This is a genomic window from Amycolatopsis japonica, from assembly GCF_000732925.1.
GTDB classification, from domain to species: Bacteria; Actinomycetota; Actinomycetes; order Mycobacteriales; family Pseudonocardiaceae; genus Amycolatopsis; species Amycolatopsis japonica.
Genome location: NZ_CP008953.1, coordinates 7,716,759 through 7,736,542 on the forward strand (window position 1 = coordinate 7,716,759; position 19,784 = coordinate 7,736,542).

The following is a 19,784-nucleotide window of genomic DNA, read 5'->3' on the forward strand; positions in this document are numbered from 1 at the left end:
CTCCCCTAGCGGAAGCCGATGACGCCGTCGTCGTCGAGCGAGCCGCTGATCCGGCTGCCCGTCGTCGTCGCGGTGTCGAAAAGGCCGCCGTCGACCCGGTATCCGCTGGACGTGCGCTGCTGATCTTCACCGGACCCTTGCCCGCCTCCGGCCGCGCCGCCGCCCATCATGCCCATGCCGCCCATCATCCCCGCACTGGCCGCGGCCGGATCCTGGGCGCCCCCTCCCGGAGCGGAGCCGAGCCCGGACGACGTCGTGGGCGAGGCCCCGCCGCCACCGGTCCCGGCCGGATCCGACGTCTCGCCGAGTCCGTTGTCCCCACCGGCGAACGGGTCGCTCAGCGACTGGGCCGACGTCGATTCGGGATCACCTCCGGCCGCCACCGGTTCGGCCTGAGCGGGCGCTCCGCCGCCGGCCCCTCCGGACGTGGCGTCATGCTGACGGGCAGCCGGCTCGGCCTGCTGAGGTGCGGCCTCTTCGACGGGCTGTGCGGCGGCATGCCTTCCGGCCGTCTGCGGTGTCGATTCCGGGCTCGCGTGGCGGCCGGCCGCCGGCTCGTCCTCGCCCAGCGTGTACTTCGACGGATGCCCCGAACCGTCGTCGACGGTCACCAACGTCGGCCCGTCGGGACCGCTCGGCCGTTCCGCGGTGATCTTGAGGCCGCCGTCCTCGATGTGGATCTTGCCGTCGGGACCCGGCTGATGGACCTGCCCCGGAGGCGCCGTCGGACGCGAGGCCGCCTGCTGATCCATCCGCTCGGCGGTGTCCCGGTGCACCGGGCCGCCCGCCGAGTCACCGGTTCCCGGCGTGGCCTTGCCGTCACCGAAATCGAGGTCGTAGTCCTTGACCTGACCGGTGCCGTCCTGGACGGAGATGTCCATCTTGCCGTCGGCGCCGGGTTCGGCCATGGAGATCTTGCGGTCGCCCTGCTCGACCGTCACCGTCTCGGGCCGGGTGTCTTCCTTGATCGCTTCGCCCGTGCGGGGGTCGATCGGGTACGGCTCGCCGGTGGCCGGATCGATGTCGAGCGGCTTGTCCGTGACCGGGTTCTTCTCCTGGCCCGGGACTTCGGGCTTTTCCGGCTCCGGGAGTTCGGTGTTGCTCGGCGTCATACGCCCGGCGCCGCCCCCACCGGACGACGGGCCACCGCCACTGGAGGACGGGCCACCGCCGCCGCTGGAGGACGGACCGCCACCGCCCTTCTCGACGGGTGGCTTTTCGACGGGCTTCTCGCCACCCGTTTCCGGGGTCTTGCCCAGATCCGCGAACGGATTCTCGACCACTTGGCCGAGCGAATCGAAGTACGCCTTCCACGCGCCGTTGATCGCGTCACGCGTGTTCTTGCACACCAGCTGGAAGTTCTCGATGTGCTTGCCGAACCAGCCGAGGAAGACGTTCTTCAGCCAGGCCACCGCCTGAGGTTTGAGGACCTCGTCGATGGTGCTCTGGTCGATGTCGCCGGCGTCGTCGTTGAACGCGTCCTTCGCTTCGATGCTCAGGAACTTGATGCAGTGGATGATGTCGTTCTGGCTGCACGAGCCGTCGGCGATGCGGATGATGCGCTCGATGTCCTGCGCCGTGGCACCGTCGATGTTGTCGGTGTACCACTTCTGCAGCCACTCGACCTTCTCACGGCAGAACTTGCCCACCGAGGCATTGGTCCGCAGAAGTCCGTCGCCCGCCGCCTTGAACGCTTCGGCGACCAGACCGGATTTGTCCGAATGGGCCTTCTGGTAGGCGCGCGCCTGCTCGGCCGCTGGGCCTTCCCAGGTGCCGAGCGAGTTCCCCAGCTTCCCGGAGACGTCCTGCGCCGACCCGGCGATGGCCGTGCCGACCGCCGTCAATTCGTCCGCGCTCGCCTTGAACAGGTTGAACGGGATGTTGTCCTGCTCATGGTAGAGCCGCTGCAGTTCGCCGAGTGAAATCGCCGCCCCGCCGCCTGCCAGGGACAGCGCGCGGACGTAAAGCGGGTGGAAGATCTCGTAGACCTTGAACCCCGACAGCCCGGGGACCATGATGTCGTTCGAATTCGCGCAGCCCGGATCGGTCTCGGTGGCACGCCCGGCGATCTCCTGGGTCTTCGCCGCGTCCTTGTTGAGCGCGTCACGATCACCCTGCCGTCCGGCGGCCTGGTTCGCGTCGTACTTCTCGTGCGCGGTCTTGTAGGCCTTCTGGACGTCCTCGAGATAGGCGTCGTTGGAGCCGATGTCGCTCTCGGTGATCCAGTCACCGTTCATCGACTTGATGTAGTCGCGGAAGCCGTTCCGCTCGGCTTCGCTGGCGAAACCGCAGCTTTCCGGCGTCTCGTCCTCGATGTAGTCGATGTAGTTGAGGGCGAGTTCGCGTTTCGTGTCGCGGTCGATGTTCGGATCGTTGAGGATCTTCTCGACTTCGGCCCGGCTGGGAATGTCGTGGCCGCCACCGCCACCGACGTCTGCGAGGCCCATCAGTGCTTCCTCATCTCGGCGGCGTTGGAGTCCTCATTGGACTGGTAAAGGTCCTTGGACGCCGCGAGTTTGCGCCCGAACTCGTCCGACGCGGCGAGATAGCTGCGCGCGCATTTCGCCAGGCGCTGGATGCTCGCGGAATAGCCGTTGAAGCAGTCCCCGTGTGCCGGACCGAAGCTCGCCGCGCTCAGGTTGATCTGCTCGACCGCCCCGATCGGCCCTTCACAGGCCTGCTTGGGCAGATCCTGCAGAACCTTGGCCGCCTCGTTCAGCTGCGCCGGATCGACCTTGTGCCCTTTACCCGCCACCGTCACCCTCCCCTAGGTATACGCACACGGAATGTACCGGGCCGGTAACCGCAGCGCAGCGACTTGGGGAGAACGTGAGAGGGCTTACGAGGCGGAGGAGACGACTCCCGCGAGCCTGTCCGCGGCCGCCTGCGCGGTGTCGTGCGCGGGGGCCTCGACCATGACGCGGACCAGCTGCTCGGTGCCCGAGGGGCGCAGCAGGACACGGCCTTCTTCGCCGAGTTCGGCTTCGACGGCGCCGACGGCGTCGCGGACCGCGGCCGAGACGGCGACCGCCGCCTTGTCCGCCACCGGGACGTTCACCAGCACCTGCGGCAGGCGGTTCATGACGGCGGCGAGGTCGGCGAGCGACTTGCCGGTGGACGCCATGCGGCTCATCACGCGCAGGGCGGTGAGGAGCCCGTCGCCGGTGGTCGCGTAGGCGGGGAGGACGACGTGGCCCGACTGCTCGCCGCCGAGCGCGAACCCGCTCGCGCGGAGTTCCTCGAGGACGTAGCGGTCGCCGACGGCGGTGGTGACGAGGTCGATGCCGTGTGCGCGCATCGCCAAGTGCAGGCCGAGGTTGCTCATCACGGTCGCGACCAGGGTGTTCTTGGTCAGCTCGCCGGTCTCGGCGAGGGCGAGCGCGAGGACGGCCATGATCTGGTCGCCGTCGATCAGTTCACCCGCGGCGTCGACCGCGACACAGCGGTCGGCGTCACCGTCGTGCGCGATCCCGAGGTCGGCGCCGTGCTCGACGACGGCCGCGCGCAACGCGTCCGGGTGATTCGACCCACAGTGTTCGTTGATGTTGACGCCGTCCGGGTCGGCGTGGATCGCGATGACCTCGGCGCCTGCCTTGCGATAGACGTCGGGGGCGGCGAAGGAGGACGCGCCGTTGGCGCAGTCGACGACGACGCGCAGGCCTTCGAGCGAGTGCGGGGTGGCCGACAGCAGGTGCTCGACGTAACGGTCACCCGCGTCGGGGACGTCCTTCACCCGGCCGACGCCGATGCCGGTCGGGCGGGTGACGGGAGCGGCGAGACCGGCTTCGATCTCGTCTTCGATCCCGTCGGGAAGTTTGTGGCCGCCCGCCGCGAAGAGCTTGATGCCGTTGTCGGGCATCGGGTTGTGGGAGGCGGAGATCATCACGCCGAGGTCGGCTTCGAGCGCGCCGACCAGATACGCGACGGCGGGCGTCGGGAGGACGCCGAGGCGGAGCACGTCGGCGCCGGCGGACGTGAGGCCCGCCACGACGGCTGCCTCGAGCATCTCGCCGCTGGCGCGCGGGTCACGGCCGACGACCGCGACCGGGCGGTGCGAGCGGTCGTGGGCGGCGAGGACGCGGGCGGCGCTGGCGGCGAGCGAGAGCGCCAGCTCCGGGGTCAGCTCCTCGTTGGCGAGGCCACGTACGCCGTCGGTACCGAATAGACGAGCCATCTGTCGACCTCCTTGAAAAACCACCACGACAACCTAGCCAGTGCCCCTGCCCGGCCTCCCGCACCCCCGGTTCGCCTTTAGCGGGCTAAACGCGACGCGCGCGACTTTAGCGGGCTAAACGCGACACGGGTGGGGCACATGTGGCGGGTGTGACAGGTGGGACTGGGGGCGAGCGGGGAACCGAAGGACCCCGGAAACACGGAAGCGCCCATCCGAAAGACGGATGGGCGCTTCCGCGGGTTGCGCCAGAGGCGCGATCAGCGCTTGCTGTACTGCGGAGCCTTACGGGCCTTCTTGAGGCCGTACTTCTTCCGCTCCGTGGCGCGGGCGTCACGGGTCAGGAAGCCGGCCTTCTTCAGCGCCGGGCGGTCGTCGGCGTCGACCTCGACGAGCGCACGGGCGATCGCGAGACGGAGCGCGCCGGCCTGGCCCGAGATCCCGCCACCGTGCAGGTTGGCGAAGATGTCGAACGAGTCGGGCTTGTCGACCGTCACCAGCGGCTCACGGATGAGCTGCTGGTGCACCTTGTTCGGGAAGTACTCTTCGAGCGTGCGGCCGTTGAGCTTGAACTCACCGGTACCGGGAACGACGCGGACCCGGACGACGGCTTCCTTGCGGCGGCCGACGGTCTGGGCGTTGCCACCGGCGGCACGCGACGGGCGCGGGGCGGCGGGGGTTTCGCTGGTCGCGACGGCGTCGGCCGGGGTCCCCGCGGTCTCGACAGCCTCGACGGCCTCGGTCTCGGTGCTGGTCACAGACTGTTCCTCACTCACTTCGCGACCTGCGCGATCTTGGTGATCTCGCGCGCCTGCGGCTGCTGCGCGGCGTGCGGGTGCTCGGCGCCGGCGTAGACCTTGAGCTTCTTCGCCTGGGCGCGGCCGAGCTTGTTCTTCGGGAGCATGCCCTTGACGACCTTCTCGAGCAGGTGCTCGGGCTTGGTGTCGAGCAGCTCGCCGAAGGAGCGCTTCCGCAGACCACCGGGGTAACCGCTGTGCCGGTACGCGAACTTCTGCTCGCGCTTGTTACCGGTGAGCGCGACCTTCTCGGCGTTGACGATGATGACGAAGTCACCGGTGTCCACGTGCGGGGCGTAGGTCGGCTTGTGCTTGCCGCGCAGCAGCGTGGCGACCTCGGTCGCGAGCCGGCCGAGCACGACATCCTCGGCGTCGATCACGTGCCAGGCACGAGTGACGTCGCCGGGCTTGGGGCTGTACGTGGGCAAGGGTCTACCTCGTCGTCAACATTGCGTGTGGGTTCTGTGCGGGCCTAGCGCTTACGCGCCGCAGCGCACAACGACATATGAAGATACCCCCACGCCCGACCCTACTGCGAAGCGGGGGTCGGTCCGGGGTCCCATACTAGGACCGGCGCCCGGCGGGCGCCCCGCAACTGTACCTCGCCGGTGTGGCGGAACCGCCCACGGCATCATCCTTCGCGGGAGAGGATGAGACGATCCGGACGCGCACCGCGCGCGGGGGACTCGATCAGGGGAACGGCGATGAACAAACGTCCAACGACCATCTTGTGCGTGCTGAGCGCCGTGCTGGCGCTGACCACCGCCTGCGGCCAAGGGCGCGCGGGCACGGCCGTGCCGAAGGGCGACGACGCGGCGACCTACGTCGGCACGAAGTTCGAAACCGCGATGAACAAGCTGCAGGACACCATCGGCCAGCAGCGCGACGTCACCAGCGAGTCGGGCGCCTACTTCCGGTTCGACGAGAAGTACATCCGCAGCACGATCTCCTCGGCCCGCACCGGCTCGCCGGAAAGCCGGGTCAGCCGTCAGCGCTCGCAGAAGAACCCGGACGACAGCATCGACTGGTACACCCCCGGCGACGGAGCCGTCGAGTACGTGTACCTCGGCCCCGTCTACAAGAGCCTCGCCCCGACGCCGTGGGTTTCGATGCTGAAGTCCGAAGCCGGGCTGACCATCCCCTGCGCGTGGGTCGGCATCATCACCGCCTGCAAGATGGCGGACGCGATCGCCGTGTCCTACAACGCGGACAAGAAGATCGTGAAGGGCGCCAAGAGTCTTCCGGAGAACCGGATCGAGCTGACCGCCGACGTCCCGTTCGGCAAGTTCATGGAACGGCGCGTGGAGATCCTGCCGACGTCGATCAGCAGCGCGGTCACGGCCGAGATGAAGAAGGCCCCGGTGCACACCACCGTCTCCCTCAACCCGGACGGGACGCTGAGCCAGATCGTGATGGAGGCCAAGATCGAGGGCGGCGGGCACAAGATCGAGCTGCGCTACGACTTCCGCTTCACGGGCAAGGCGAGCACGCAGGATCTGCCGAAGCTGCCGGACGCCTCGCAGATCACCGTGCTGCCGGACAAGGCCGCCAAGGACGACTTCAACCGCCGCTTCAACGAGCTGAAAGGCGTCTGAGGCATGACCGAACAGCAGCCGCAACAGCCGCAGCAGTGGTGGCAGCCCCCGGCGAATCCCGGGAACCAGCAGCAGGGCTGGCAACAGGAAGGCCAGGCCACCGGACCGCATGCCGGGCAGTGGCAGCAGAACGACGCGGGCGCCGCGAACACCGGCTCCTACACCGGGCAATGGCAGCAGCAGCCCGGCGTCACCGGCTCTTTTTCCGGGCCCTGGCAGCAAAGCGCACCCCCGGCGCAGGGCACGGGGTGGCAGCAACCGCAGCAACCGCCTATGCCACAGCAGCAGGATTGGCAAGCACAGCAACAAAGTCCGGGCACTCCCCCGCAGGGTCAGTACGGCGGAGGGTTCCAGCCCGCGCAGCAGGCACAGCCGTCTCAGTACGGCGGGCTCGGCGCCTTCGGGACGGAGCCCGCGAAGAAGCCCAAGGCTTCCAAGAAGACCTTGCTGATCGGCGGGATCGCGGCCGCCGTCGTGATCGGGGGCGGCGTCGGGGCCTGGCTGCTCGGCGCCTTCGCCGGTGACACGCTCGATCAGAAATCGGTCCAGGACGGTGTCGTCCGCGTGCTCAACGAAAACTACGGGGAGCCGGACGTGAAGAACGTGAGCTGTCCTTCCGGCCAACCGGTGGAGAACGGCGCCACGTTCGACTGCTCGATCGACCTTTCGGGACAGCAGAAGAAGGTCACCGTCCGGGTGCTGAACACCACCCCGGAATTCGAGGTCGGCGCGCCGCACTGAGCGGTACGGACACGGAAAGCCGCGACGGAGACCGTCGCGGCTTTTCCTTTGACACAAACGAAACGGCGGGCTCGGCATCCGAGGATGCCTGCCCGCCGTTGCTCGTTCGGAGCCGGGAGACTCAGAACAGGCCGGTGACGCCCTGCTCCGTGGCCTGGTAGCCGTCGGCCAGCTGCGGCAGCACGCCGGCGACCTGCGCGAGCAGCTGCTTGAGCTCCTCGAACTTGTTGTCCCACTCCTGCTGAGCGGCCATGTACGCGGTCTTCGCGTCACCGTCCCAGGTGTTGACCAGCGGGGCCAGGTCGCTCTTCAGCTGCCCGAAGAGGGACTCCAGCTCGCCACCGGTGGTCTTGCAGTCGTCGGCCGCCGCGTGGATCGTGGCGTAATCGACCTTCATCTCGCCCATAAGTTCCTCCAGTAATCAGAAAGTCTTGGTTTTGGTGCGGTGTAGCCGAATCAGCCGAGGACGCCGAAGCCCTGGTTGACCGACTTGATGAGCTCCTGCTGCTGCTGCTCGGTCGCGTTGTACTTCGAACCGGCCTGCTCGAGCAGGTCACCGATGTTCTGGAGGGCCTGGTTGAGCCCACGGCCCGCCTCGTCGAAGCGCTTCATCACGTTGTTGAACGCGATCGAAGCGTCACCGGTCCAGCCCGCGCGGGTGGCCTCGATGTTGTCGCGAAGCTTGCTCAGGTTCTGGTCCATCGAAACGCGGACCTCGGTCACGCGCTTCTCGGACTGAGTGAACTGCTCAACTGTCCCGGTAAATCCGCCAGCCATGGGAGCTACCCCCTTCGTTCGTGGTTTATCCGTACTCGGTGAAGTTCGTTTGGTACGGACCTACGACGGAGACACTGCCACGTCTGGTTCCCTCTTGTCGCTCGTTGGTTTCAAGTAGTTGCTTGCGTTAACGCTCCCGGCGGGAACCGCACGCGGGAATCCGGCCCGCGCCCTGCGAATCACGCGGGAAAAAGGGCTTCCACCACGCGATTTAGCGAATGCACAGTGGGCGGTCAATCGCCGCGGCTCATGATTCGCGACTGCGAAAAGTCCTCGTCGTCGTCACCCACACGTGGCCGTCTGGACACGGGTTCCGGCCGAAGGGGAACCAAGTCCGCCGCCGAAGGCAACGCCGGAACCGGAAGACCGGCGCCCGCGCGGAACCGTTTCGCGGCGTTCCGGACGACGGCGGGGGTCGGCGCGGTCTCACCGCCCGCGAGCCGTCCCTTGCCGAATTGCTTCGCGAGTTCGGCGTTCTCGCCCCGGCGGCGTTCGTAGCGCGCCTTGGCCGTGCGGGCGACCTGCCGGGCATAGGTGACCGCGTCGCGTCCTGTGCGCGCGAAGTGCTCAGCGGCGGTCTCGGGTTCGGGTGGCATGAGCCTCCCCCTTCAGTTGACGACCACCATCGTTTTGACGACCTGCTCGCAGGCCGCGCTCACCCGTTGCTCGTGCGGTGAGCCGGTGCCGTACTGGCAACCGATGTGGACGCGGATCTTTCCTTGAGCGACGACGTACCAGTCGACGCGGGCACTCGGTTTGCTTTCGCGGTAGTAGATGACGGACTTGCCGGCGTATTCCGCGGCGCCGTTGAAGCCGCTGTACTTGTCCGGCTCCAGCCGTGCCAGGCCGCCGAGTTCGTCGACGAGCTTCTGTCTGTCGGCCGTCGCGTCGTAGTCCATCACGTTCTCCTGGGCGACCACGAGGTCGTCGCCGGTGAGGGAGTCGCTCGGGTGGATCACCACCTGGCGTTTGGCGACGCGGTCGTCGGTCTGCGTCCAGTCCAGCGGCGCGATGAAGCGGTAGTCGTACTGGGCGAGCGTCCGGCCCTCCGGCTCGGCCTCCCCGCTGTTGACCGCGAAGAGGACGCCGCCGGCGATCGCCGCCACGACCACCACGGCCGCCGCGATGATCCAGGGCGTCTTCTTGTTCTTCCCGCCGCGCTCGGCGGGCTTGGTCTCACGGGCGGGCTCACCCGGCCGCCACGGCGGCGGGGGCGGCGGCGCCACCCCCTGCTGGCCCATCGGCGGCGACGGCGGCCCCTGCTGCCGCGTCGCGTTTAGCGGGCTAAACGCGCTCTGCGGGGGCGGGCCGGGAGGGAACGGGGGGCGCGGGGCATCGGGACGCCGATCGGCGGGCGCGGGGGCACCGCCGACCCGGGAGACCGCGGAGCCCGCCAGCGAACCCGTCCGGTCCGGGTCGATCAGCACGGCACGCAACGCGCCGCGGGCGACCACGGTCTCCGGCTGGTCCAGCGTGGTGGGGACGACCCCGGTCCGCTCGTGCACCAGCCGGGACACCATCGGGATCCGGCTCGACCCGCCCACGAGGAAGATCGCCGTCAGCTGCTTCGGCCGCAGCCCGGAATCGCCGATCGCGGCCACGGTCAGCTCGACCGCGCGCCCGAGCGGCCCCGCGATGAGCCGCTCGAGGTCCTCCCGGGTCACATGCGCGTCGGCGAACGGCGGCGGCATCGGGACGTCGGTGTACGCGTGCCGCGACAGCGTTTCCTTCGCGCCGCGCACGTCCTGCCGCAGCACGCGGCGCCGCCGCCGGTCCGTGAGTTCGCGGCCCTCGACGAGCTTCCGCCATTCCGGCGGATCGACGGACGACACCAGCGAACCCACGTGCTCCAGGAGCGCCTGATCGACGTCCGCTCCCCCGAAGCTCGGATCCCCCCGGGTCGCCAGCACCTGGAACCCGGCGCGTTTAGCGGGCGAACTGCGATCCGCCGGGCTGCCGGGCATGCGCTGCACCACGGAGACGTCGACGGTGCCACCGCCGAGATCCAGGACCGCCAGAGCGTCTCCCGGGCGGCCGCTGAACTCGACGGTGCGTTCGGAGTTGAGGTCGGCCGGGGCGAACGTCGCCGCGTGATAGACCGCCGCGGCGACCGGCTCCGGCACGAGCGCGACCTGGCGCGCGAGCCCGCCCGCGGCCTGCCGGAGCAGCCGGGTCCGGGTCGCGCCCCAATCCGCGGGATGGGTCAGGACGAGCAGCTCGACCTCGGCGTCACCGGCGAGCCGCCGCGCCTCGGTCACCGCGCGCTTCAGCACGGCGTGGACGACGTCGGTCACGCGCAGGACGTTGTCGCCCAGCAGCAGGTCGCCTTCGTCGATCCGGCGCTTCGGATTCGGCTCGTAGCGCGACGGGTCCACCGCCGCCTGCCGTTCCGCCTCCTGGCCGACGAACAGCGTCCCGTCCGGCGCGGCGTAGACCGCCGACGACATCAAGGGCTGCCCGTCCACCACGACGACCTGCGGCTCGCGGCCGTTGATCGAAGCGACTACGCAGGTGCTCGATGTCCCGAAGTCCACCGCAACCCGCACTGTCACAAGCCACTCCCGCAGATCGTCGTCGTCACCCCACGCCCGGCCCTTCCCTCACCTGGTTCCGCGGGAGGTCAGTCCGGCTGGATCCACGAGACCTGCATGAGCTGCTTGCCGTGCTTCCGGGTGACGAGGTTTCCTCGTCCCGGCGGCATCTGGCTCGGCTTCACGTTGGCGACCAGGTTGCCCTCGTCCCGCGAGCCGTTCATGACCATACCGGGCGCCGCGATCTCCCTGAGCTTGCCGAGGATCGGGTCGAACATCGCCCGGCTCGCGCCACCACTGCGGCGCACGACGACGATGTGCAGACCGACGTCCTTCGCCTGCGCGAGGAACTCGGCGAGCGGCTTCAGCGGGTTGCTCGTCTGCGTGGCGACCAGGTCGTAGTCGTCGACGATGACGAACAGCTCCGGACCGGTCCACCAGGACCGCGTCTTGAGCTGTTCCTGCGTGACGTCCGGGCCGGGGAGGCGCCGGGTCATCGACCCGTGGACGTCCTTGACCATGCTCTCCAGCTGCGCGGCGGACACCGCGTAGCCGAGCAGCTGGTCCCCGCCGATGAAGCCGAGCATCGTGCGTCGGTAGTCGACGAGGATGATGACCGCTTCCTGCGTCGTGTACCGCTCGGTGATGCCCCTGGTGATCTGGCGCAGCAGGTTCGTCTTGCCCGACTCGCCGTCCGCAAACGCGTAGAAGTGCGAGTCGGCGGCGAAGTCGAGGTAGATCGGCTGGAGGTCTTCCTCGTTGACGCCGATCGGCACCAGCTTCGTGTTGCGCTTGGAGTCGATGGACAGGACCTCGTCGTAGGTGACCATCTCCGGCAGCAGGCGGACCTGCGGCGCCGGGCGGCCCTTCCACGCGGCCTTGATCTTCGCGACCGCGTCGGCGACACCGGCGGCGACGTCGTCCGGGTTGCTCGATCCGTCGATCCGCGGCAGACCGGTCAGCAGGTGGAGCTTGTCCCTGGTGAGACCGCGGCCGGGGCGCCCGGCCGGGACGTTCACCGCGACCCGGCGGTCGATGTCCGACTCGCTCGGGTCACCGAGGCGGAGCTCGAACCGGGTACCGATCATGTCCTTGATCGCCGGGCGGATGTCCGCCCACCGGTTCGCCGCGATGATGACGTGCACGCCGTAGGAAAGACCCTGGGTGGCGAGCTTGGTGATCGAGGTCTCCAGCTCGTCGAAGTCGTCCCGCAGGGCCTTCCAGTTGTCGACGATCAGGAACGCGTCACCGAAGGCGTCTTCCTCGGGCTTGATCTCGCCACGCCGCTTGCGGTTGCGGAACTCGTTCATCGAGTCGATGCCCATGGCACCGAACCGGCCTTCCCGCTCGGTGAGCAGGGTGGTCAGCTCGGCCACGATCCGGCGGGCCTTGTCCGGCTCGCGCCGCGCGACCGCGACGCCACCGACGTGCGGCAGGCCCTGGAGACCGGCCAACGTACCGCCACCGAGGTCGAGCGCGTAGAACTGCGCTTCCTCGGGGGTGTGGGTCAGCGACATCGACATGATCAGCGTCCGGAGCATGGTCGACTTGCCCGACTGCGGGCCGCCGACGATCACACCGTGCCCGGCGCCACCGGAGAAGTCGGCCCACAGCAGGTCACGACGCTGCTCGTACGGGCGGTCGACGATGCCCATCGGCACCTGCAGCCGTCCGTTGCCGAAGAACCCGACCGGGGAAAGACCGCGGTCGTCGGTGGGGTTCAGGTTCGGGAGCAGGGTGTCGAGCGAGTTCGGCTCCTTCAGCGGCGGCAGCCAGACCTCGTGCGCGGGCGGGCCCTGGCCGATCAGCCGGGACACGATCACGTCGAGCTCACTGGGCTCGACGGCCTCCTCCGACTTGGCCTCTTCCACCGGCGCGGCCTCGATCTGCTGCGGCTCCGGTTCCTTCGGCAGTTCGACGAAGTCCGGGACGAACAGCTGCGGGCGCTTGTCCGCGCGGACGACGGTCGCGACCGGGCCGGCGGCCTTGATACCCGCGGGCCGGTACGGGCCCGAGACGTACGAAGCCTTGAAGCGGACCAGCGTCGAGGTGTCGTACTTGAGGTAACCGCCACCGGGAACGGACGGCAGCTCGAACGCGTCGGGCACGCCGATCGCGGCACGGGATTCCGCGGCGGAGAACGTCTTCAGACCGATGCGGTAGGAAAGGTGCGAGTCGAGACCGCGCAGCTTGCCCTCTTCCAGCCGCTGCGACGCGAGGAGCATGTGCATCTGCAGCGACCGGCCCAGACGGCCGATGGCGACGAACAGGTCGATGAAGTCCGGCTTCGCGGCCAGCAGTTCGGAGAACTCGTCACAGACGATGAAGAGCGCGGGCAGCGGGTCGAGGTCGGCGCCGTTCTCGCGGGCCTTCTCGTACTCCCAGACGTTCTTGAAGTTACCGCCGTTCTTCAGCGCTTCCTGGCGCCGGTTCATCTCGCCGGCCAGCGCGTCCTTCATCCGGTCGACCAGCGTGACTTCGTCCGCGAGGTTGGTGATGACCGCGGAAACGTGCGGAGCGGCGTCCAGACCGAGGAACGTCGCACCACCCTTGAAGTCGACGAGGACGAAGTTCAGCGTGCTCGACGAGTGCGTGGCGAGCATGCCGAGCACCAGGGTGCGGAGGAACTCCGACTTACCGGAACCGGTCGCACCGATGCACAGGCCGTGCGGGCCCATGCCCTCCATCGCGGCTTCCTTGATGTCCAGCTCGACGGGCTGGCCGTACTCGCCGACGCCGAACGGGACGCGGTAGCGGTCTCGCACCGGCCGCGGCCGCCAGGCCTGCTGGACGTCGAAGGTCATCGGGTCGCCGGGGATGCCCAGCAGTTCGAGCAGACCGGGGTTGGACAGCAGCGGCTCTTCCTCGGCGGCGTCCTGCGCGGCGGTGCCGACGCGGTACGGGGCGAGGAGCCGGGCCAGCGCTTCGGATTCGACCACGCTGAGCGTGTCCGGGCGGCCGAACCATTCGACGCCGCCGGCGCTGCGCGCGCCGAGACGGTCTTCCTCGACGACCAGCCGCAGACCACGACGGGCCGCGAGGTTGCCGATGGAGTCGGAAAGGTCGATCAGGGTGACGCCGACCAGACCCTCTTCGAGGATGATCTGCTCTTCGCGGGTGACCTCGGCGTCGTCGACGATGATGACGATGTGCGGCTGGTCCGGGGCGGGCGTCGCGTTGCGGGAGAACCGCTGGCGGTCACGGAGTTCTTCGTCGAGCCACTGCTCGATCTGCGCGAGGGAGCCCGCCATCATCCGCAGCTGGCCGATACCGTCGGCGAGCGCCGGGTGCTGGGCGTGCGGCAGCCACTTCGCCCACTCCCACTCCTCCTTGGCGCGGCCCGCCGTCGCGACCGCGATGAGGACGTCGTCGGGGCTGTGGAAGGTGACCAGCTGGGCCAGCATCGCCCGGGTCAGGCCGCGGGTGAGACCGCGGTCGCCCTGCATGCTGACCGCGGCGAACCCGCGGAGGGTGATCTGGGTCGGGAGGTCCGGGACGATCGAGTGCGCGCGGACGAACCGGCGCAGCGCGAGCGTGGCGATCGGCTCCAGCTCGTCGACCGGGCCGGTCTGCGGCGGCACGAGCCGCGTCGCGAGGCGGTGCGAGCTGCGGCCGACGCGGAGGTGGAGGAAGTCCTGGTCGTTCTGGCGGCGTTCCCACATGCGGCGGCTCGCGGCCAGCGACCACAGGGTCTGCGGGTCGGGGTGGACCCATTCGAGCGCGGCGCGCTGATCGACCATGGCCTCGCGGGCCCTGTCGCGCATCTGGCCGAGGTAGCGCAGATAGTCCTTGCGGTCCTCGTCCATCTCGGCCTTTTTGGCGCCGCCGCCCTTGCCCGCACCGCCGGCCATCATGCCGACGGTGCTGAGCACCATCATGCCGCCCATCATCATCATCATGGGATTGCGTCCACCCGTGGTGAACATGAAGACCATCATCCCGAGGGAAGCGACGATCATCACCGCGGGGAGCAGCTTCATGACGATGTTGCCCGGGATGGTGCGCGGCACCTCAGGCGGCGGTTCGAGATGCACCTCGCCGCCCGGCGGCCGCGGCGCCGCCAGGCGCGGTGACTTCTTGAACTGCAGCGTGCTCATCGAAGGACCCCTCTTCAAACTCGACGATGGCGGCCACCGTTGGTGCGCGTACGGGTGCGCGAGACAACCTATCGAACGTGGCCGGTGAAATCCGGACAACGCCGAGAACGGCCCCGACCGGGACCATACGCATTCCGGGAGTGTAGGGCTCCGGCTGCGCCGACGTGCGTTTAGCGGCCTAACTGCGATCCGGCCGCCCAGACGCCCGACGTGCGTTTCGCCCCCTAAACGCGATCCGGCGGTCTGGGGCTCCCAGGTGCCCGGGGCTCCGGCGCGTCGCGTTTAGCCCGCTAAAGTCGACGCGCCGGCAGCCGGGAGCGGGCTTCGGAGGTCGCCTCTCCTACTTTTGCCGGTCTTTTTCCGACAGTCGATGATGTGGGCACCCGGGTTCGGTATAGGTTCCCCCGGGAGCAGACTCTCAGGGCAGGGGGAAGGCAGTGGCAACGGGCACGACGGTATTCAGCAGGGTGACGGTGGTCGCGCCACGCACCCGGATCGACGTGGCTTTGCCGGCTGACGTCGCGGTGGCGGACCTGCTGCCCATGCTGTTGGAGATGGCGAAGGAGGCGACGCCGGACGGCGGCGCCCGCCATGGCGGCTGGGCGCTGGCGAAGCTGGGCGACGCGCCACTCGACCCGAGCCGGACCCTCGCGTCCCTCGGCGTCGTCGACGGCGAGCTGCTGCAGCTGCGCAAGCGCAACGAGAACCCGCCTCCCCCGCTCTACGACGACGTCGTCGACGCGATCGCCGAGTCCTCCCCGGACAGCTTCCGTCCGTGGACCAAGGAGACGGCACGCCGCTTCGGGCACGTCGCGGGCGGCCTGGCGCTGTTCTTCGCGGCCCTCGCGCTCTTCACCAGTGGCTCTTTCTACGGCGGCAACGCACTCGCCGCCGCGATCGCCGGCGGTGTCGGCGCGATCGCGTGCGTCGCGATCGGCGCGACACTGGCCAAGGCCTACCAGGCCGAGGCGACCGGTGTGCTGATCGCCGCGGCGGGCGGTCTGCCGCTGGCGTTCGTGAGCGGTTTCTACATCGTGCCGGGGCTGTCCCTGTGGGCGAACCTGCTGCTCGCGAGCACTCTCGTGATCATCGTGGCGGCGGTCTGCATCCTCGTCATCGGGCACGGGATCACCACCTTCATCGCGGCCGCGACGACGGCCACGATCTCGGCGCTGACGTTCTTGGCGGCCACGCTCATCGATACCCCGATCGCCGGGATCGCCGCCGGTGCGACCGCGTTCTCGCTGGCCTGCATCTCGATCCTGCCGCGCGCGACGATCAAGCTCGCGGCCCTCCCGACGCCTCACGTCCCCGGCAGCGCCGAAGAGCTCAAGGAAGACTCGGGCTTCCCGGACTACCGCGCCATCGAACGCCGCACCGCGGTCGCCCACGAGTACATGACCGGTCTGCTGACCGGTTGCGGCGCGGCCACGGCGCTGTTCGCGATCATCGCTTCGACGTCGCCGACGGTATTCGGCCCGATCCTCGGCGTGATCGCCACGCTGGTCCTGCTCTTGAGGGCGCGGGCGTATGCGAACGGCGCGCAGGCCATCGCCCTGCTGACCACCGGCATGGTGTCCGGCGCGGGCATCCTGCTCGGCTGGATGTGGTCGGCGAGCCCGCTGAACCGCGTTCTGTTCGTGTTCGGCGCGCTGTTGCTGATCGGTGCCGGCGCGCTCGTGGTCGGCGTGATCTTCCCGAACCAGCGTTTCTCGCCGCCGCTGCGGCGGACCGTGGAGATCTTCGAGGCCGTCTTCATCGCGACGGTGCTGCCGCTGGCGCTCGGCGTCATGGATCTCTACACGACGCTGCGCCACCTCAACTTCAAGTGACGACCCGATCGGATGATGCTCTGATGGCCGTAGCGCGGAAGTCCAGGGGGACGCGCGTCCGCCACCTCGGCCTCGCCGGACGTACCGGAACGGTGCTGCTGGCGGCCGGTATCGGTGTTCTCTCGCCGGCGTCGGTGGCTCTTCCCGCGTGGGCGCAGCAAAGCAGCGTCGCGCCGGACGCCGGTGGCTACTACGCGACCCCGCCGCCGGTGGACACGTCCAAGAGGCCGAACGACTCGGGTAAGCCGGACGAGACCTACGAGAAGAAGACCGAGTGCGTCCAGCGCAGCAAACTCGGCGGTGACCAGGTCGACATCAAGAACCGGCCCTGGGGACAGCAATACCTGCAGATCGAACGGGTGCACCAGTTGATGCGCGGTGCCAAGCAGTCAGTCGGCAAGGGCATCAAGGTCGCGGTGATCGACACCGGCGTCTACGCGCACCCGTACTTCGGAGGTCGTGTCGAATCGGGTGGTGACTACGTCGCGACGCCCGGCGGTGGCAAGGCACCGGGGCTCGAAGACTGCGACGGCCACGGCACCGAGGTCGCGGGGATCATCGCCGCGAACCCGCCCGACGCGAGCATCGGCTTCCGAGGGGTCGCGCCGGATGCCACGATCCTGTCGATCCGTCAGTCGAGTCAGAACTACGAGAAAGCGGAGAAAAAGGAAGAGCCGCCGGCCTCGTCCAACTCGGCACCGCCTTCATCGTCGAACAATCCGGGTTCGCAGCTTCCGCCGTCCTCCGGGAACGGCGCTGGAGGCGGCGCGGCGGACGGAACCGCACCCGGCCAGGACAAGGGCGGACGACAGCAGGGACAGGGCAAGACCGCGGGCACGCTGACAACGCTCGCGCAGGCCGTGGTCCGGGCTGTCGATCAAGGCTCCAACGTGATCAACATGTCGGTCGACAACTGTCGCCCGGCCACCGGAAGCATCACCAAGGGTGAGCAGGAGCTTCAGGCGGCGGTGAACTATGCCGTCGAGCGCAATGTGGTCGTCGTCGCGGCAGCGGGCAACGTCGGCGACAAGTGCCTGCAGAACGATCAGCCGGACCCCAAGTCGCCCAAGACGATCGTCACGCCGCCTTGGTTCTCCGAAGACGTGCTGTCGGTCGCAGCGATCGACGAGACCGGCGGTGTCGCGAATTTCAGCGTCAACGGGCCGTGGGTGAGTGTCGCGGCTCCGGGCACCAAGATCATCTCTCTGGACCCGGCGGAGGGTTCGAGCAGCCTGGCCAACCTGACCATCGAAGGCAACGGGCAGCCCGGTGAGATCCAGGGGACCAGCTTCGCCGCCCCGTACGTCGCAGGTGTGGCCGCACTTGTGCGCCAGAAGTTCCCAGAACTGAATGCCCGTCAAGTGATGACCCGGATCAAGGAGACGGCGCAGCACCCCGCGGCGCCGGGCGGGCGGGACAACTTCGTCGGCTTCGGCGTCATCGACCCGATCGCGGCGCTGACGGCGATCGTGCCGGCGGAGGCGGACAAGGCGAAGCCGGTTCAGCTGCCCGCGAATCTGCCGCCCGCTGACGACCGTGACCCCGCCCCGATGATCGTCGCGCTCGCCGGAACCGGCGGGGGCCTGGTGGCGCTGCTCGTCACCCTGTTCGTGGTGCACTCGGTCCGCCGCAACCGGCCGACCGCCTCACCAGGCCGCAAAACCCCGTAGCACGTGCGTTTCGCGGGCTAACCGCGATCCGGGCTCGCTTCAAACCGGCCCAGATCGCGGTTAGCCCGCGAAAGTCGCTCCGGGCCCTGGGCTCCTACTTGGCGGGCTTGGGCTTCGGGGCGGGCTTCGGCGGGGTCTCGTCCTCGCCGATCACGGGCGGGACGACCTGGCCGGGCTCACCGACCACATCGGACGGTTTCGAAGCGGGCCTGGTCTTGGACTGGTGGGCCGTCTGGCCTCCACCACCCATGCCGCCCATCCCCATCATGGGCGCCATCCCCATCGGCATCATCGACGAACCGGCACCGGCCACGCCCGATCCCTGCGTCGGCGTGGCCTGAACGGGCGCGACCTCCGGGATCAACGCCTGTCCTTGCTCGATCAGCGGTTCCTGCGATCCGGTCTGCCTGCCTTCGGCCGCCGACGGCGACGTCGACTGGTCGTCGGACGCGGCACCGGAATCGGTCTCGGCATCGGCGGAGGCCTTCTCCTGGACCGGCGCACCCGGCGCCTCGGAATCGTCGTGGAGCTTGAACTCGTCCTGCGGGTACCGATGGGTGATCTCGATACTCCGCGAGCCGGCGTCAGGATCGTCGACGCCGTCACAGAACCGCACAAAGCCCTCGAGGACGTTACGAGCGGCCTCGAAGAGCGCCTTGGCCGACTCCTGCGCCTCCTCCAGCTGCGTTCGCGCCCGCCGCACGCCGCCGACCGGCAGCATCGCGGTCTCGGAGGTCAGTTCCGCCGTGTCGACGAGGACCTCGACGAGGTCGGTCAGGATGCGACGGATCGACAGCACCAGTTCGTCGAGCGAACTCGCCAGCGTCGTGAGGGCGTCTTCGACGTCAGAGCCCGCGGCGTGGATGTCCACGATGTACGCGACGAACGCGTCGGCGTCCTTGCCGGACCACCCCGCGTCGAGACGCCCGAGGTCCTCGGAGAGCTCCTTCGAAACGTTGCCCGCGGTCTTCGCCGCTTTCCGGAGGAGGTCCGCCTCGGTCTTCAAGTCCTCCCAGCGCCCCACCAACGGGGTCAGGTAGGTCTCGACCGGATCGATCAGCCCCAGATGGCCGGACAGCTCCGAAACGAAGGCGAGATGCGGTGCCGCGGCCTCGACCAGCTCCTCCCCGCCCGAACCCGTCGCGTTTAGCGGGCTAAACGCGCTCGGGGCCGGCTCGGGGGCAGCCGGGCGGGCGGCGGCAGCCATCGGGTGCGGGATGGAATCCGTCGGGTTCTCCGATTCGGCGATCATGCGGTTCAGAGCTCCACGACGCGCTTGATCATCTGCGCTGCCTCGTCGTCGTGCCCGGCATGCCGCGCGGTCACGGTGTGCAGGGCCTCGGACGCCGACCTCAGCGCGGCCGCGCCCTCCACCAGCTGACGCCGGATGGCCTCGGCCGCACGTCCGTAGGACGCGCCGAGGCCCAATTCCTCCCCCAGCGTGCCGTGGGATTCGACGGTGACGCCCTCACCGGTCACCTCCGCGGCCGCCAGGTCGAGCTCTCCGGCGGCCGCGTCCACCCGCTTCGCATAGTCACCGACGACGTCGCCGTCGATCTTCAGGCCGGCCACT

Annotated in this window: 16 protein-coding genes; 4 read left to right on the forward strand and 12 right to left on the reverse strand. The window is 69.0% G+C overall.

Features of this window, described 5'->3' with window-relative positions; translation table 11 throughout:
• Window positions 1-5: 5 nt before the first annotated feature.
• The 5 genes from AJAP_RS35585 to rplM form a co-directional block, all read right to left on the reverse strand.
• The gene (locus AJAP_RS35585; protein WP_038519770.1) at window positions 6-2,447 is read right to left on the reverse strand and encodes a hypothetical protein; all 2,442 of its coding nucleotides are present in this window, start codon (window positions 2,445-2,447) and stop codon (window positions 6-8) included.
• Window positions 2,447-2,755, reverse strand: coding sequence for a type VII secretion target (locus AJAP_RS35590; protein WP_016331119.1), 309 nt, complete (start codon window positions 2,753-2,755; stop codon window positions 2,447-2,449). Before AJAP_RS35590 ends, AJAP_RS35585 begins: the two co-directional genes overlap by 1 nt.
• A gap of 84 nt (window positions 2,756-2,839) precedes the next feature.
• Window positions 2,840-4,174, reverse strand: a complete 1,335-nt coding sequence (gene glmM / locus AJAP_RS35595) for a phosphoglucosamine mutase (RefSeq protein WP_038519774.1) — start codon at window positions 4,172-4,174, stop codon at window positions 2,840-2,842.
• A gap of 257 nt (window positions 4,175-4,431) precedes the next feature.
• Window positions 4,432-4,929 (reverse strand): 30S ribosomal protein S9, encoded by a 498-nt coding sequence (rpsI, locus tag AJAP_RS35600; protein ID WP_038519777.1) that lies wholly within the window; start codon window positions 4,927-4,929, stop codon window positions 4,432-4,434.
• Window positions 4,930-4,943: 14 nt separating this feature from the next.
• Window positions 4,944-5,396 carry a 50S ribosomal protein L13 gene (gene rplM, locus AJAP_RS35605; RefSeq protein ID WP_016331117.1) on the reverse strand — a complete coding sequence of 151 codons (453 nt, stop codon included), beginning with the start codon at window positions 5,394-5,396 and terminating at the stop codon, window positions 4,944-4,946.
• Between the two features lie 276 nt (window positions 5,397-5,672).
• Between rplM and AJAP_RS35610 the strand changes: the two genes are divergently transcribed.
• Together AJAP_RS35610 and AJAP_RS35615 are read left to right on the forward strand one after the other, a co-directional pair.
• Window positions 5,673-6,563: a hypothetical protein gene (locus AJAP_RS35610; RefSeq protein ID WP_038519780.1), complete on the forward strand. Its 891-nt coding sequence runs from the start codon at window positions 5,673-5,675 to the stop codon at window positions 6,561-6,563.
• A gap of 3 nt (window positions 6,564-6,566) precedes the next feature.
• Entirely contained in the window at window positions 6,567-7,304 is a 738-nt protein-coding gene (locus tag AJAP_RS35615; protein WP_038519783.1) for a DUF4333 domain-containing protein, read from the forward strand.
• 121 nt (window positions 7,305-7,425) lie between these two features.
• Here the strand turns inward: AJAP_RS35615 and AJAP_RS35620 are convergent, their stop codons facing one another.
• The 5 genes from AJAP_RS35620 to AJAP_RS35640 all read right to left on the reverse strand — a co-directional run bounded on the left by AJAP_RS35620 (window position 7,426) and on the right by AJAP_RS35640 (window position 14,709).
• Entirely contained in the window at window positions 7,426-7,710 is a 285-nt protein-coding gene (locus AJAP_RS35620) for a WXG100 family type VII secretion target (RefSeq protein ID WP_038519786.1), read from the reverse strand.
• 50 nt (window positions 7,711-7,760) lie between these two features.
• Window positions 7,761-8,081 (reverse strand): WXG100 family type VII secretion target, encoded by a 321-nt coding sequence (locus AJAP_RS35625; RefSeq protein ID WP_073847323.1) that lies wholly within the window; start codon window positions 8,079-8,081, stop codon window positions 7,761-7,763.
• A gap of 233 nt (window positions 8,082-8,314) precedes the next feature.
• Complete coding sequence (locus AJAP_RS35630) at window positions 8,315-8,677, reverse strand: hypothetical protein (protein WP_038519792.1); 363 nt, start codon at window positions 8,675-8,677, stop codon at window positions 8,315-8,317.
• A gap of 12 nt (window positions 8,678-8,689) precedes the next feature.
• Window positions 8,690-10,633: a type VII secretion-associated protein gene (locus tag AJAP_RS35635; protein WP_038519795.1), complete on the reverse strand. Its 1,944-nt coding sequence runs from the start codon at window positions 10,631-10,633 to the stop codon at window positions 8,690-8,692.
• 68 nt (window positions 10,634-10,701) lie between these two features.
• Window positions 10,702-14,709, reverse strand: coding sequence for a type VII secretion protein EccC (locus tag AJAP_RS35640; RefSeq protein WP_038519796.1), 4,008 nt, complete (start codon window positions 14,707-14,709; stop codon window positions 10,702-10,704).
• A 467-nt stretch (window positions 14,710-15,176) separates the two neighbouring features.
• On the opposite strand from AJAP_RS35640, the gene eccD reads away from it, so the two are divergent.
• Both eccD and AJAP_RS35650 read left to right on the forward strand, forming a co-directional pair.
• Window positions 15,177-16,541 carry a type VII secretion integral membrane protein EccD gene (eccD, locus tag AJAP_RS35645; RefSeq protein WP_083650020.1) on the forward strand — a complete coding sequence of 455 codons (1,365 nt, stop codon included), beginning with the start codon at window positions 15,177-15,179 and terminating at the stop codon, window positions 16,539-16,541.
• Between the two features lie 23 nt (window positions 16,542-16,564).
• Window positions 16,565-18,211, forward strand: coding sequence for a type VII secretion-associated serine protease mycosin (locus AJAP_RS35650; RefSeq protein ID WP_038519800.1), 1,647 nt, complete (start codon window positions 16,565-16,567; stop codon window positions 18,209-18,211).
• Between the two features lie 94 nt (window positions 18,212-18,305).
• Here the strand turns inward: AJAP_RS35650 and AJAP_RS35655 are convergent, their stop codons facing one another.
• On the reverse strand, window positions 18,306-19,463 hold the full coding sequence (locus tag AJAP_RS35655; RefSeq protein WP_038519803.1) for a WXG100 family type VII secretion target: 1,158 nt from the start codon (window positions 19,461-19,463) through the stop codon (window positions 18,306-18,308).
• 5 nt (window positions 19,464-19,468) lie between these two features.
• Window positions 19,469-19,783, reverse strand: coding sequence for a type VII secretion target (locus tag AJAP_RS35660; protein WP_038519806.1), 315 nt, complete (start codon window positions 19,781-19,783; stop codon window positions 19,469-19,471).
• Window position 19,784 lies beyond the last annotated feature (1 nt).